Raw genomic sequence first — 13,403 nt, forward strand, 5'->3', positions numbered from 1 at the left:
GCGTCGCTACTCGGTTCGCAGGCCGGCGGGGCGGATCGCCGAGCGCAGCGCGGGCAGCGTGCACAGCGACACCACGAGCACGACGACCGCCGCGGCGGCGACCGTGGTGGCGATCTCGGTCCAGTCGACCCGGAACCGCCCGGACGGCGCGACGAGCCACGCCGTGCCGAGGCCGATCGGGATGGCCAGCCCGATGCCGAGCGCCGCGGGTATCGCCGACTGCCACAGCGCGGACACCGCCAGGACCTTCGGCGGCACGCCGTTCGCGGCCAGCACCGCGGTGGGGCGGCGGCGTTCGAAGACCTGGTCGACGGCCGCCGCCGCGAGGCCGATCACGGCCAGCAGGGTGAGCAGCACCGAGCCGCCGATCACGCCGCTGCGCAGGGACGCGAACAGCTCGACCTGCCCGGCCTCGAACTGGCGGCGCAGCGTGACGCCACGGTCGGCGCGGGCGGTGGCGGCCATCAGGCGGTCACCGAACGACTCGTCCGGGTCGCCGCGCACGACCAGCTCGGTCGGCGGCACGGAGGCGAGCACGGGATCGGCGCCGCCCGCCACGACCAGCCCCCAGAGGTCGCCGCTCGCCTCCTTGTACTGCGGCACGACCCATTCCCGCCCGTTGATCCTGATCCTGGCGCCGGGTTCCGGGCCGTCACCGACCAGATACGCGGCGCCGTTCACGCAGTCCGCGACGTCGAGGCGCTCGGTGATCTCGGCGCAGTCGGTGCTGGTGACGACGCTGCCGCCCGCGATCGCGTGCTGTCGCACCTCGCTGACCTGCCGCACGCCACCGACCAGCGCGATCGCCTCCTCCAGCGACCGGACGGAGGCGCGCTCGGGCAGGTCGAGCACCCAGCGGTCCGGGGTGCCCGAGGGCGGTCCGGGGGTGAACTGGGCCGCCACGCCGAGCAGGACCTGCAACGTCAGCGAGCCGGTCAGCACCACCACGACGCCGGACAGCACGCGGGGCGTGCCCGCGTCGAAGCGGAGGGTCCGCAGGGCGAGCAGCGGCGCGACGCCGTCCGGTTCGAGGCGGTGGGCGACCTGCCCGACCAGCCACGGCAGCACCGCGCCCGTGCCCGCGAGGACCAGCGCGATGCCGACGCCGAGCCCGACGGCCAAGCGCGTGTCGGCCATCACCTGCCAGTAGTTGCCGTTCGCCGAGATCACCACGATGAGCACGGCACCCGCGCCGATCAGCCCGAACCGCCACCACGTGCGGTGGCGCGGCAGTTCGACGGCGCGGGACAGGCCGAGCGGGCCGACGTCCTCCGTGCGCAGCGCGAGCAGCGCCGACACGACGGCCACCACCGGCACGCCCACCGCGATCAGCGCGCCGAGCAGCGGGTCGGGCAGCAGATCGGTCGGGAAGAAGCCGACCCCCTCGACCTCGATGAACCGGGCGAGGGGCCGTGCGGCGAAGAACAGCGCCACGCCGACGAGCAGCCCGAGCACCGCGCCGGTCAACGTCTCGCCGCTCGCGATCCAGCGGATCTGCGTGCGCGACGCGCCGACCAGCCGGATCGCGGCCAGGCGCTGCGCCCGGCCGGTCGCGCCGAGGCGGGTGGCGACCAGGACGAAGATGCCGAGCGGCACGAGCAGCGCGCTGATCGCGGCGACCATCAGCAGCCGGTAGATCGGCAGCAGGGTGGCCGGCGGCTGGTCGCTGCCGAAGCCCGCGGCCGGGTGGGCGCTGTCGTGGTGGGCTTCGGGCAGGCCCGCGTAGAAGATCAGGGACTTCGGCCGCGGCAGGCCCGCGTCGGCGATCACGCCGATCACGCTCTCCGGGAACCGGGCGCGGACCGAGTCGTCGGTGCGCATGAGGTCGAGCAGCTCGGGTGAGACGACCAGCTCGCCGGGGCCCGGGATGCGGCCGACGCCGGGCGGCGGGGGCGCGTCGGGCGCGGTGGCGGCCAGTTCCACGCCGGTGATGAGCCGCCCCTGCCAGGAAACGCTGACGTGGCGGGCTCTCAGCTTCGCCTCACCCGTCGTCGAGTCGACCGACGCGGCCTGGACGCGTTGGGACTTGGCCTCCCGCGCGGGGCCGATCGAGGCGGCCAGCAGCAGGACGGTGACGCCGAGGCCGACGCCGGCGGCGGTGAGCGCCAACCTGGCCCACGACGTCCGGCTGCCCCCGACGGCCAGTCGGATGCCGAGGACCAGGTCGGCGGCCCACCTCATCGAAGGCCTCCCGCGTCGGGGAGGTGGTGGGGGTGGCGGGGAAATGGGGTCACACCTCTTCAGACGTCTCGGAGCACCGGAACGTGGCTTCGGTGTGCCGACCGGGATGCGTCGCCGCCCCGGGCTTGGGGGCGTCAGGGGCGGCGACGCCCGCCTCGGACCTACTCGGAACGCAGTCCGAGGGCGCCGGTGGCCCGTCGCAGCGACGGGAGCGACAGGAGCGTCACGACCACGACCATCAGGGCCGCCGCGCCGCTGAGCAGCCCGATGCCCGCCCAGTCGAGCACGATCGGCTGGGAGATGATCCGCAGCAGCAGGACCGACAGCCCGCCGCCCACGCCCACGGCCACGACCAGCGCCAACAGCAGCGGCACGGCGTTCTGCCAGAGCAGGGACCGGCTCAGCGCGCCGCGCGGCACACCGCTCGCCGCCAGCACGGCCAGCGGTCGCCTGCGCTCGCGGACCTGCTCCAGCGCCAGCACGAGCAGGCTCGCGCCCGCCAGCAGCAACGTGATCAGCGAACCCGCCAGCAGGGCCTGCCGGATGCTCTGGAACTCCTTCACCCGTTCGGACTGGTCGACCTCGCCGAAGTACGCCGTGTAGGCGCGCCACGTCAGCGGGGCCAAGGCGTTGCGGACGTGCTCGGCGATGTCCGGCTGCTCCGGGTCCACCAGCACCTGCACGCTGGAGTTGTCGGGGTCGACGGGCAGGTCCCGCGCCGCCGCCGGGGTGACCAGCAGACCCGCCCGGTACAGGGACGTGTCGTCGTCGGGCGGCTTGACTTCGGTGAAGGCGGGGATCGTCCACTGTGGAGCCTGCGAGGTCTCGTCCCCGCCGCCCACGAGCACCGAGACCTGTTGGCCCGCCTCGAGCTCCACGTAGCCGGAACGGTGCGGGGAACCGGGCGAGAGGAAGAAGGTGTCGCCGTCCTGGCAGCTCGGCAGCACCGCCTGCATCCGGAGCGCCTCACAGGTGCCGACCGTCGCCATGTGGTACTGGTCCTCGCCCGCCTTGAGCGTCACGCCCTGCGTCGGGTGCACCTCCCGCACGCCGGCCGTCCGCGCCAGCGTGGCGGTGACCTGCTCGGCCACGTCGGGCGGCGAGTCCTGCAGGCCGACCACGATCCGGCCCTTGTCCGCCTCCGGCGTCGGCCGGTCGATGATCCTGGTCTGCGCGCTGGCCATCACGGACTGCAGGGCGATCCCGCCCGCCAGGACCACGGCCACGCCGCCGACCACGCGCGCCGCCGTGCCGCTCTCCAGCTGGAGCCTGCGGATCGCCAGCTGCCACGACGGCGCGCCGCCGCGCAACCGGCCCACCGCGCGTTCGACCACCCACGGCAGCAGCACCGGGATGCCCAGCAGGAGCAGGATGATCCCGCCGATCACGATCACGTCGGACCCCTGGGCCACCTCACCGCCGAACGCGCCGGCCTGCGTGAGCAGCGCGACCACGCCGAGGGCGATCGGCGCCACGCGCCACCACAGCACCCGCCGCACCGGCTTCGTGTGGCGCACCACGCCCAGCGGCTCGATCACCGTGCGGCGCATGGCGACCACCGACGTCACCACCGCCAGGACGGGCACCAGCACCGCGATCAGCACCGCCAGCGGCGGCCACGGCGTCAGGTCGCCGACGAACACGCTGATCCCGAGCAGCCTCACGTCCTCGACGAACTGCCGTGCGGTGAAGAACAGCGCCGCGCCGACGGCCAGCCCGACGAACGCGCCCAGCAACGCCTCACCGGCCGCGATCCGGCGCACCCGGTGCGAGCCCGCGCCGACCAGCCGCAACGCCGCCAGCCTCCGGTCCCGTTCGGCGCCCGCCAAGCGGGTGGTGATGCCGACGAACACCAGCACGGGGAACAGCAGCGCGACCGAGCCGACCATGACCAGCAGGATCAGCACCGGCTCGACCTCGCGATCGGTCACCTCGCCGCCGAAGCGGGTGATCGCGTTCTTCCCGTCCTCCCCGACGGACGCGTCACCGGCGTAGAACTTCAGGTCGTGCGGCGCGGTCAGGCCGGCCTTCCCGATCGTGCCGACCACCTGCTGCGGGAACCGCTCCCGCAGCAGCTCGCCGTCCGGCGCGGCCAGCAGGTCCGCCAACGCGGGCGACACGAGGATCTCGCCGTCGCCGGGCACCCTCGACGTGCCCGGCGGCACCGGCGCGCCGGTGCCGGTGCCGCGGACGAAGTTCCCGGTGATCGCGACGCCGCGGTAGTCGGTGTTCCAGAACGTCATGTAGAGCACGTCGCCCGACACCTCCTCGGCGTAGACGGGCCCGGCCGCGGACTGCCGCTCGGCGCGCTCGGTCAGCACGGTCGTCACCGACGACGCGGCCAGCAGCACGGCCACGCCGAGGCCGATGCCCGCGCCGGTCAACGCCAGCCGGACCCACGACGTGCGCCCGCCGCCGACGGCCAGCCGGACGCCGAGCGCGAGGTCGGCGAACCACTGCCTCACGTGACGGGCTCCATCTCGCGGGACTTGCCGTCGCGCACCACGACCTCGCGGTCGGAGTAGGCGGCCACCCGCGCCTCGTGCGTCACCAGCACCACCGCCGCGTTGGTCTCCTTCGCCGCGGTGACCAGCAACTGCATCACGCGTTCGCCGTTGAGCGAGTCGAGCGCGCCGGTCGGCTCGTCGGCGAAGACCACGCGCGGTCCCGTGACCAGGGCGCGTGCCACGGCGACGCGCTGGCCCTGGCCGCCGGACGTCTCGCCGGGGCGCTTGTCCGCGACGTCGGAGACCTCCAGCCGCTCCAGCCACTCGCGGGCGCGGGACTCGGCCTCCTTGCGCTTCACCGAACCCAGCCGCAGGGGCAGCGCCACGTTCTCCAGGCAGGTCAGCTCCGGCACCAGCTGGCCGAACTGGAACACGAACCCGAAGTCGGTGCGGCGCAGCTCGCTGCGCGGGCCGTCGCCCATCGCGCTGAGCTCCACGTCGCGGTAGCGCACGGTGCCGCGGTCGGGCGTGAGGATGCCGGCCAGGCAGTGCAGCAGGGTGGACTTGCCGGAGCCGGACGGGCCCATCACGGCCACCACCTCGCCCGCGCGCACGCTCAGGCCGGCGCCGTCCAGCGCGGGCGTGGGGCCGAACGACTTGTGCAGGTCGACGGCCTCCAGCAGGGTCCGCGCGCCGGTCGTCGGGTCGTCGCTCACTTGATCACCGCCGTCTTGAGCCTGCCGAGGCGCGCGGCGGTGAGCTCCAGCCAGCGCAGGTCGGCTTCGAGGTGGAACAGGGCGTGGTCGCAGATCAGCTGGTCGGCGAGGTCGCCCTCGGCCTTGCGCTTGGTCAGCTCGCGCATCGTGCTCAGGTGGGCGGCGCGCTGGACGTCGAGCACGTCGTCCGCGCTGCGACCGGACAGCAGGGCCAGCACGACCTTCGCGTAGAGCGTGTTCTGCAGGTAGGGCTCGGGGCTCTCCGGCGTGCCGAGCCAGTGCTCCACGTCCGTCACGCCCGCGTCCGTGATCGCGTAGCGCTTGCGCTCCGGACCGTCGCCCGATTCGACGCCCGCCTCCTCGACGAGGCCGTTGCGGAGCAGGCGCGAGAGCGTGGTGTAGACCTGCCCGTAGTGCAGCGGGCGGCCTTGGCCGAAGCGCTCGTCGTAGGCCTTCTTGAGGTCGTAGCCGTGCCGTGGACCCTTTTCCAGCAGTCCCAGCAGGGTGTGTCCGATCGACATGCCAGGCACTATACACACGAGGTATACACACGGTTCATAGCCCGATCGGCGCAGGCAGGCCACTGGTCCGACCGGGCAGCGGGAGTAACCGATCGTGATGGTTTGACGGTTACTTCGCCACATCGCGAGGCTCCGACGCCTACAGTGGAGGGGTGACTGGTCTGGCGGCCGGCTGGGACCACGCGGCTTTCACGCAGGGTCGAGCCGGCGATGCGGAACACGATGTGGAGCTGCTGCTCGCTTTCCTGAACACCCGAGACCTCGAACTCGGCACGGACGTGTTGGACAGCGCCGCCGCCTGGCGCGCGTGGGTCACCGAACGCGGCCTCGGCCGGGCGGGTGATCCGCAAGAGGTCCGCGCCGTCCGCGCCTCGCTGCGGGCCTCGCTGGGTGAACGGCACGACGGACCCGATCCGACCCCCGTCGCGGGCTTGATCCGCGTCGACCTCAGCCACGGCGTACCGACCATGTCCAGCACCGACGCGCTCGGCGCGGTGCTCGGCGCGGCGGCGCGGCTGGCCGTGCTCGGGTCGTGGGAGCGGTTCAAGATCTGCCAGGCGGACGACTGCCGGTGGGCGTTCTTCGACCGCTCGCGCAACCGCTCGCGCACCTGGTGCTCGATGCAGACGTGCGGCAACCGGGAGAAGGCGCGCAACTGGCGGGAACGGCGCGCGCTGAGCGTGACCTGAACGCGGAACTCGGGGTACCCGAGCGTTCGACACGCGGGACCCGAGCGTTCGACACGCGCGAGAGTCCTACGTTCGGAACGCGTGTGTCCTACGTTCAGGACCCCCGAGTTCAACGCTCAGGTCACGTCACGAGCTGGCTCACGGTGTAGATCGCGAGGCCCGCGAGCGCGCCGACGACCGTGCCGTTGATCCGGATGAACTGCAGGTCGCGGCCGACCTGCAGCTCGATCTTGCGCGAGGTCTCCTCGGCGTCCCAGCGCTCGACGGTGTCGGTGATCAGCGTGGTGATCTCGTCGCGGTAGTTGGTCACCACGTACCCCGCCGCGCCCTCGAGCCACCCGTCGACCTTCTCGCGCAGCGACTCGTCCTCCACCATCCGGCGGCCGAACGTCATCAAGCCCTCGCGCACGCGCTTGCGCAGCTCCGACGACGGGTCCTCGGCCGCGTCGAGCAGCATCTTCTTCGCCGTGCCCCAGGCCGACCCGATGAGCCGCTGCACGTCCGGGTGCGTCACGAGCTGCTGCTTGACCTGCTCGGCCCGCTGCATGGTCGCCGGGTCGGTCCGCAGGTCGCCCGCGAACTCGATCAGGAACTGGTCCACCGCCAGCCGCATCGGGTGGTTGACGTCGGTCTTCACCGCCCACGCGAAGTTCAGCAGCTCGTTGTAGACCTTGTCGCCGAGCAGCGAGTCGACGAACTTCGGCGACCACGTCGGCGCCCGGTCCGACACCACGCCCATGACCTTGTCGTAGTTGTCCCGCACCCAGTCGTACGCCCGGTCGCACACCAGGTCCACGAGCTTGTGGTGCGCGCCGTCGGTGAGCACCTGGCCGAGCAGCTTGCCCAGCGGCGGGCCCCACGGCTGGTCGACCAACCGCCGCACCAGCGCCTGCTCGACCACGGCCTGCACGTCGTCGTCGCGCAGCACGGTCACCGCGCCCTTCACGACGTTGGCCAGCTCGGACGTCACCCGTTCGGCGTGTTCCGGTTGCGCGACCCACTCGCCGAGCCGCCGCCCGATGCCCGCCCGCCGCAGCTTGTCCCGCACCACCGCCTCGGACAGGAAGTTCGTCCCGACGAACGACCCCAGCGCGTCGCCGAAGCTGTCCTTGCGGGTCGGGATGATCGCGGTGTGCGGGATCGGCAGGCCGAGCGGCCTGCGGAACAGCGCGGTCACCGCGAACCAGTCGGCCAGCGCGCCGACCATGCCCGCCTCGGCCGCCGCGCGGACGTAGCCCAGCCACGCCGGGCCGCCGTCCTCGAACAGCAGTGCCACGACGAAGATCAGGGTCGCGGCCAGGAAGAAGCCGGTCGCGACGAGCTTCATCCGGCGCAGGCCCTGGCGCTTGAGCTGGTCAGCGGGGGTCAGTTGCTCCACGCCGCCATTGTCCGTGAAGATTCGGCGTTGTGCGGGCACCAGCGCTAGTCACCAGGATGAGGCCGTTCACCTCGACGATCTTCGCCGAGATGACGGCGTTGGCCACGCGCACCGGGGCGGTGAACCTCGGGCAGGGCTTCCCGGACACCGACGGCCCGGCCGCGATGCTCGACGTCGCCAAGGCCTCGATCGACGCCGGGCTGAACCAGTACCCGCCCGGCCCGGGCATGCCGGAGCTGCGCCAGGCCATCGCCGAGCACCGCGCGCGCTACGGCACGCACTACGACCCCGACACCGAGGTCCTGGTGACGGTCGGCGCCACGGAGGCCATCGCGGCCACGTTGCTGGCACTGGTGGAGCCCGGTGACGAGGTCGTGCTCATCGAGCCCTACTACGACTCCTACGCGGCGTCCGTGGCGCTGGCCGGCGCGACCCGCCGCACGGTGGGGCTGGTCGAGGAGCCGGGGACGGGCCGGCTCGGGCTCGACGTCGACGCGCTGCGCGCCGCCATCGGCCCGAAGACCAGGGCGTTGCTGCTCAACTCCCCGCACAACCCGACCGGGACCGTGCTCAACTACGTGGAACTGGCCGCCGTCGCCGCGCTGTGCGTCGAGCACGACCTCGTGGCGATCACCGACGAGGTGTACGAGCACCTGGTGTTCGACGGCCTCGTGCACGTGCCGCTGGCCACGTTCCCCGGCATGGCCGAGCGGACCGTGACGATCTCCGGCGCGGGCAAGTCGTTCAACTGCACGGGCTGGAAGATCGGCTGGGCGTGCGGTCCCGCCGAGCTGGTCGGCGCGGCGCGCGCGGCCAAGCAGTTCCTGACCTTCGTCGGCGGCGCGCCGTTCCAGCCGGCCGTGGCGCACGCGTTGCGGCACGAGTCGGAGTGGGTCGAAGGCCTGCGGACGTCGCTGCAGGACAAGCGGTCGCGGCTGGCCGCCGGCCTGGCCGACGCCGGGTTCGCGGTGCGGCCCAGCGAGGGCACGTACTTCATCACCGCGGACGTCCGGCCGCTCGGCTTCACCGACGGCGCGCAGCTGTGCCGCGAGCTGCCGGGGCGGATCGGCGTGGCCGCCGTGCCGGTGCAGGTGTTCACCGACCACCCGGACGAGTGGCGGCACCTGGTGCGGTTCGCGTTCTGCAAGCGCGACGAGGTGCTGGACGAGGCGATCGGCCGGCTGCGGGCGCTAAGCGTCTGACGTGACCTGGGACGGGCGCGCGCCCGCCAGCCGGTCCTGCACCAGCGCGTGCCGGAACTGGTAGGCGGCGCCCGCCTGCCGCAGCACGCCGAGCTTGCGCGCGTCCTCCAGGAACACCATCAGCTCCCACGGCAGCCTGCCGCGCGCCGCCAGCCAGATCCGCGCCACGGTGAACCACCACCAGCGCAGGTGCAGCACGGACAGCGTGAAGCCGAGCATCAGCCCGCACGCCAGGCCGAGCCCGACCATGCCCGACTGGGCCGGCCCGAACACCAGCCCGGCCGCCGCGCCGAACACCACGGCCAGCACCAGCGACCCGGTCCACACCGCGACCCGGTCCCGCGCCATCGTCCACTTCGGACTGGACGGGTGGCTCAGCTCGGCGGTGCTGCCCAGCGCGAACCGCAGCGCTACCGCCACCGCGATGCCGAGGCCGACGACCAGGCCCGCGGACAGCCCGTACAGCGCGCCGAACACCAGGCCCGCCGCCGTGCCGAGCACACCGCTGACCACGACGAGGCTGCGCCACACGCCGAGTCGGGGCTTCGACGCGCGGTGCCCGGAGGCGTACAGCGCGGCCACCGCGACCGCGAGCCCGGCGGCGAGGCCGGTGATCGGCGCCAGCTCCGGCGTGCTCGCGTAGGCCATCAGCCAGGCCACGCCGAAGCCGCCGATCAGGCCGAGCGTGATCGCGCCGAGCAGCGCCAGCCACGTGCCGGTGACCGAACGGCGCAGGTCCCACCAGCCGAGCTCGCGCACGCCGCGCCGGCGCATCTCGCCGGCCAGGAACGCCAGCCAGCGGGCCGCCTTGTCCTTGGGCCAGACCTGGCTGGCCCTGGCCTGGTGCGCCACCCCGCGGTCGCCGAACGCGCCGTCGACGAGCAGGTCCGCCAGGTGGTCCTCGATGGCGGCGCGGTCGGGGAACCGGCCCCGGTCCAGCAGCTCGCTCGGCTCGCCGTAGCCGTAGACGACGCCCGCCAGCCACACCCCCAGCGGCGTGGACAGCGCTTCGGCCAGCCGTCCGTCCGGCTCGTCGCGCAGGTGCAGGAAGATCGGCTCCCAGCGGGCGGCGGTCACCGGGTCGGACACCGACCGCAGGTAGCCCGCGACCTCCTCCAGGTCCAACGGCTGCAGCTGCACGACCTGCGCGCCGGCCACCGTGCCGTTCACCTCGGCGAACTCGTCCGTGCGGCTGGTCAGCACCAGCGGGTGCGAGCCGGGGAACGCGCGGTTGATGCGGTCCAGCGCGTCGGCGCGGCGCTCGGGCGGGATCTGGTCGAGGCCGTCGAGGACCGGGAACACGCGGCGCTGCTCGACCAGCAGGTCGCCGGCGTAGCTGCCGTACAGCTCGGTGTTGCGCAGCGCCGGGTGGTCCTCGTACAGCCGCCGGGTCATCCAGGTGCGGACGTCCTCCGCCTCCGGGTTCCACGTGGACAGCGGCAGCAGGACCGGCACCGGACCGTCCACGTGGCGGTCGAGCAGGCCGATCGCGAGCAGCATCGCCGTCGTGCTCTTGCCCGCGCCGGGCTCGCCGAGGAACACGATGCGCCGGTTGCGCCCGAACGCGCGGACGACGGCGTCGCTGTGCCCGGGTTCGCCCTGCGTGGCGCTCCAGTGCAGGTCGAGGGAGTGGTCCTCCAGGCCGCGGGCGCGGCACTCCTCGTTCCACTGGGCGTGCAGGGCGCGGGCCAGGGCGCTCGTGGCGGCGTCGAGGTTGTCGTCGGTGGACAGGCCGGCGGCCCGCCTGCGGTGCAGCCACGGGTCCAGCGCCGCGAGCAGCGCGAGGAAGCCGAGGGCGAGGCCGGACAGCCACAGCTCGGGGTCGATGCCGTAGTCGGTGACGAACAGACCGGCCGCGGCGAGCACGGCGGCCAGCACGCACCCCGTGAGCACGGCCCGTTGGCGGAATCTGGACACCAACGCATCATGACTGAACGATCACGGATGGTGGTGACGCGGTGACCCCTGTGTCGTGCGTACCCTCGAAGGCGTGATCTGTCCGAAATGCCAGGACCTCATGCGGACCATCAGCCGTGGCTCCGTGCACATCGAGCAGTGCGAGAACTGCAAGGGCGTTTTCCTGGACGGCGGCGAGCTGGAGCAGATCATCGCCGCCGAGCGGGCGCACTACGCGCAGCCGTACCGGCCGGAGGGCGTGCCCGTGTCGGTCCCCGTGCCCGTCCCGGTGTCGGCGCCGGCCGCCGAGCCGACCGCGGTCGTGCCGATCGAGGGGACGTTGCCGGCCGACGGCGCCGTGCCGGTCGAGGGCGAGCAGCAGCCCGCCGCCGTGCCACCCGCGCCCGCCGCGGGTCCGCCTCCGCCCTACCAGCCGCCTCCCGGCACGCCGACCGGTCCGCCGCCGCCGTACCAACCGCCGCCCGGCACCGCGCCGCCGCCCGCCGTGTACCCGGGCGGGTACTACGCGCCGCAGCCGCACTACCCGCGCCGCAAGCGCAGCTTCCTGGAGGAACTGCTCGACTGAACGGCCGGTCGGCGCGTTCCGAGCGTTCAACTCGGGGTACGCGAACGTAGGACACGCGCGTTCTGGACGTAGGACACACGCGTGCTGGAGGTAGGACTCACGGGAGCGGCCAGGTCAGGTCGGTGCCATCGAGGGCGAAGTGCTGTGACGTCGGCGTCGCGGTGAAGGTGAACTGGTGGCGGCGCGGTCTGCCCAGCGCGCGCCACTGCCGGTAGGCGGCTTCGGCGACGTCCCACAGCGCCCGCGGACCGCCCTGGTCCACGACCGCGCCGCGGTGCCGGACCCACGAGCCGTCGGGGTGCACGAGGCGGATCGGGTCGGCCGCCACCGCCACCTCGGCCAGCGCCAGCCCGGCGAAGAACTCGAAGCCGCCGGCCGGGTCCAGCACGCTGCGCGAGGACAGCAGGGTCGTGCGCGACGTCGTCGGCTCCCGGGTCAGGGCCTCCAGCAGCGCCTCGTCCGCCCACTCCTGCCGGTGCGCGCGCAACGGCATGAACCGGCCGTCCTCCAGCAGCACGCGACCGGTGGCCCGCCCGTCGCGCACGGTCAGCCGCACCAGACCGGCGCCGATGGCCCGGTTGAACGTGGTCACGATCGCCCCGCCCGGCGCGGTCTGCTCCAGCCACGCCGCGGGGATGCGGGACACGGCGCACGTCCCGAGGATCCGGTCGTAAGGAGCACGTGGCGGGTGTCCCTGCTCACCGTCGCCCAGCACGCACGTCGGGTGGTAGCCGGCGGCGGTCAGCCGGGCCTCCGCGCGCACCAGCACGCCGGGGTCGACGTCGATCGAGGTCACGCGGTCCTCGCCGAGCACGTGGCAGAGCAGGGCGGCGTTGTAGCCGGTGCCGGTGCCGATCTCCAGCACCCGGTCGCCCGGCGCGACGGCCAGGGCCTCCAGCATGATCGCCATGATCGTCGGCATGCTCGACGAACTCGTGGGTACCCCCGTCACGGCTCCCGTGACGAGTGCTTGCTCCCACGCCCGGTCGTCGTTGTCGAGCTGGGTCACGCAGACGTCGTTGCGGTAGACGAGCGCGAGGTGGTCCGGGTGCTCCGCGGTCACCGGCTCCCAGGCTCCATCGGGGCGCTGGACGAAGAACCCCGGCAGGAACGCGTGCCTCGGGACCTGGCGAAACGCCTCCGCCCACCGCCGGTCGCGCAGCACGCCCGCGGCCAGCAGCGAGTCGGTCAGCCGTGCTCGCAGGTCCGCCGCCATGTCCACGTGCTCCACCGTAGCGCTGTGGGCGAGCACACGTCCCGATCGCTAGCAGGGCGCTTGCAGCAGCTAGCACCTCCGCGTACCGTCGACGGTGGATCGAGGAGGTGCCGCGAAGTTGGACAAGTCCATCGACGAGGCGGTGGCCGATCTCGGCCGCGACATCGGCGAGTACATCCGCCAGCAGCGCAACACGGCCAAGATCTCGCTGCGGCAGCTGGCCAAGCTCGCCGGGGTCTCCAACCCGTACCTGAGCCAGATCGAACGCGGCCTGCGCAAGCCGAGCGCGGAGATCCTGCAGCAGATCGCCAAGGGGCTGAGGATCTCGGCGGAGGCGCTGTACGTCGAGGCCGGGATCCTGGAGCAGCGCGAGGGCGGGGCCCTCGCGGACGCCATCGTCACCGCCCCCGACCTGACCGAGCGGCAGAAACAGGTGTTGCTCGACGTCTACGAGTCGTTCCGGCGGGAGAACACCGCCGGCAGAACCGGCGGTCGGACGACCGCCCAGGCGGAGAACACCGCCGGCGGGGCCGGCGCACCGGCCGCCGCCACCCAGACCAACGAGGAGTGA

At 73.2% G+C, this 13,403-nt stretch carries 11 protein-coding genes; 4 read left to right on the forward strand and 7 right to left on the reverse strand.

All coding sequences use genetic code 11. The features are described from left to right. Nucleotides 1–6: 6 nt before the first annotated feature. The 4 genes from LNK82_RS08170 to LNK82_RS08185 all read right to left on the reverse strand — a co-directional run bounded on the left by LNK82_RS08170 (nt 7) and on the right by LNK82_RS08185 (nt 5,865). Nucleotides 7–2,181 carry an FtsX-like permease family protein gene (locus LNK82_RS08170; RefSeq protein ID WP_230566329.1) on the reverse strand — a complete coding sequence of 725 codons (2,175 nt, stop codon included), beginning with the start codon at nt 2,179–2,181 and terminating at the stop codon, nt 7–9. Nucleotides 2,182–2,342: 161 nt separating this feature from the next. After that, on the reverse strand, nt 2,343–4,646 hold the full coding sequence (locus tag LNK82_RS08175; RefSeq protein WP_230566330.1) for an FtsX-like permease family protein: 2,304 nt from the start codon (nt 4,644–4,646) through the stop codon (nt 2,343–2,345). Beyond that, entirely contained in the window at nt 4,643–5,344 is a 702-nt protein-coding gene (locus LNK82_RS08180; protein WP_230566331.1) for an ABC transporter ATP-binding protein, read from the reverse strand. Before LNK82_RS08180 ends, LNK82_RS08175 begins: the two co-directional genes overlap by 4 nt. After that, nucleotides 5,341–5,865, reverse strand: coding sequence for a PadR family transcriptional regulator (locus LNK82_RS08185; RefSeq protein ID WP_230566332.1), 525 nt, complete (start codon nt 5,863–5,865; stop codon nt 5,341–5,343). Before LNK82_RS08185 ends, LNK82_RS08180 begins: the two co-directional genes overlap by 4 nt. Before the next feature lie 152 nt (nt 5,866–6,017). Between LNK82_RS08185 and LNK82_RS08190 the strand changes: the two genes are divergently transcribed. Continuing rightward, complete coding sequence (locus tag LNK82_RS08190) at nt 6,018–6,554, forward strand: CGNR zinc finger domain-containing protein (RefSeq protein WP_230566333.1); 537 nt, start codon at nt 6,018–6,020, stop codon at nt 6,552–6,554. Between the two features lie 121 nt (nt 6,555–6,675). Here the strand turns inward: LNK82_RS08190 and LNK82_RS08195 are convergent, their stop codons facing one another. Next, on the reverse strand, nt 6,676–7,932 hold the full coding sequence (locus LNK82_RS08195; RefSeq protein ID WP_372470436.1) for a DUF445 domain-containing protein: 1,257 nt from the start codon (nt 7,930–7,932) through the stop codon (nt 6,676–6,678). A gap of 29 nt (nt 7,933–7,961) precedes the next feature. Here LNK82_RS08195 and LNK82_RS08200 point away from each other — a divergent pair, with 29 nt between their 5' ends. Then, the gene (locus tag LNK82_RS08200; RefSeq protein ID WP_230566334.1) at nt 7,962–9,134 is read left to right on the forward strand and encodes a pyridoxal phosphate-dependent aminotransferase; all 1,173 of its coding nucleotides are present in this window, start codon (nt 7,962–7,964) and stop codon (nt 9,132–9,134) included. Here LNK82_RS08200 and LNK82_RS08205 read toward each other — a convergent pair. Then, nucleotides 9,123–11,051 carry an NACHT domain-containing protein gene (locus tag LNK82_RS08205; protein ID WP_230566335.1) on the reverse strand — a complete coding sequence of 643 codons (1,929 nt, stop codon included), beginning with the start codon at nt 11,049–11,051 and terminating at the stop codon, nt 9,123–9,125. The genes LNK82_RS08200 and LNK82_RS08205 overlap by 12 nt on opposite strands. 73 nt (nt 11,052–11,124) lie before the next feature. On the opposite strand from LNK82_RS08205, the gene LNK82_RS08210 reads away from it, so the two are divergent. After that, nucleotides 11,125–11,616 carry a TFIIB-type zinc ribbon-containing protein gene (locus LNK82_RS08210; RefSeq protein WP_230566336.1) on the forward strand — a complete coding sequence of 164 codons (492 nt, stop codon included), beginning with the start codon at nt 11,125–11,127 and terminating at the stop codon, nt 11,614–11,616. Nucleotides 11,617–11,713: 97 nt separating this feature from the next. Here LNK82_RS08210 and tgmC read toward each other — a convergent pair whose 3' ends face one another. Next, nucleotides 11,714–12,838, reverse strand: coding sequence for an ATP-grasp peptide maturase system methyltransferase (tgmC, locus tag LNK82_RS08215; RefSeq protein WP_230566337.1), 1,125 nt, complete (start codon nt 12,836–12,838; stop codon nt 11,714–11,716). Between the two features lie 112 nt (nt 12,839–12,950). On the opposite strand from tgmC, the gene LNK82_RS08220 reads away from it, so the two are divergent. Then, nucleotides 12,951–13,403: a helix-turn-helix domain-containing protein gene (locus LNK82_RS08220; protein ID WP_230566338.1), complete on the forward strand. Its 453-nt coding sequence runs from the start codon at nt 12,951–12,953 to the stop codon at nt 13,401–13,403.

Origin of the sequence: Saccharothrix luteola (assembly GCF_020859565.1) — a bacterium.
GTDB classification, from domain to species: domain Bacteria; phylum Actinomycetota; class Actinomycetes; order Mycobacteriales; family Pseudonocardiaceae; genus Actinosynnema; species Actinosynnema luteola.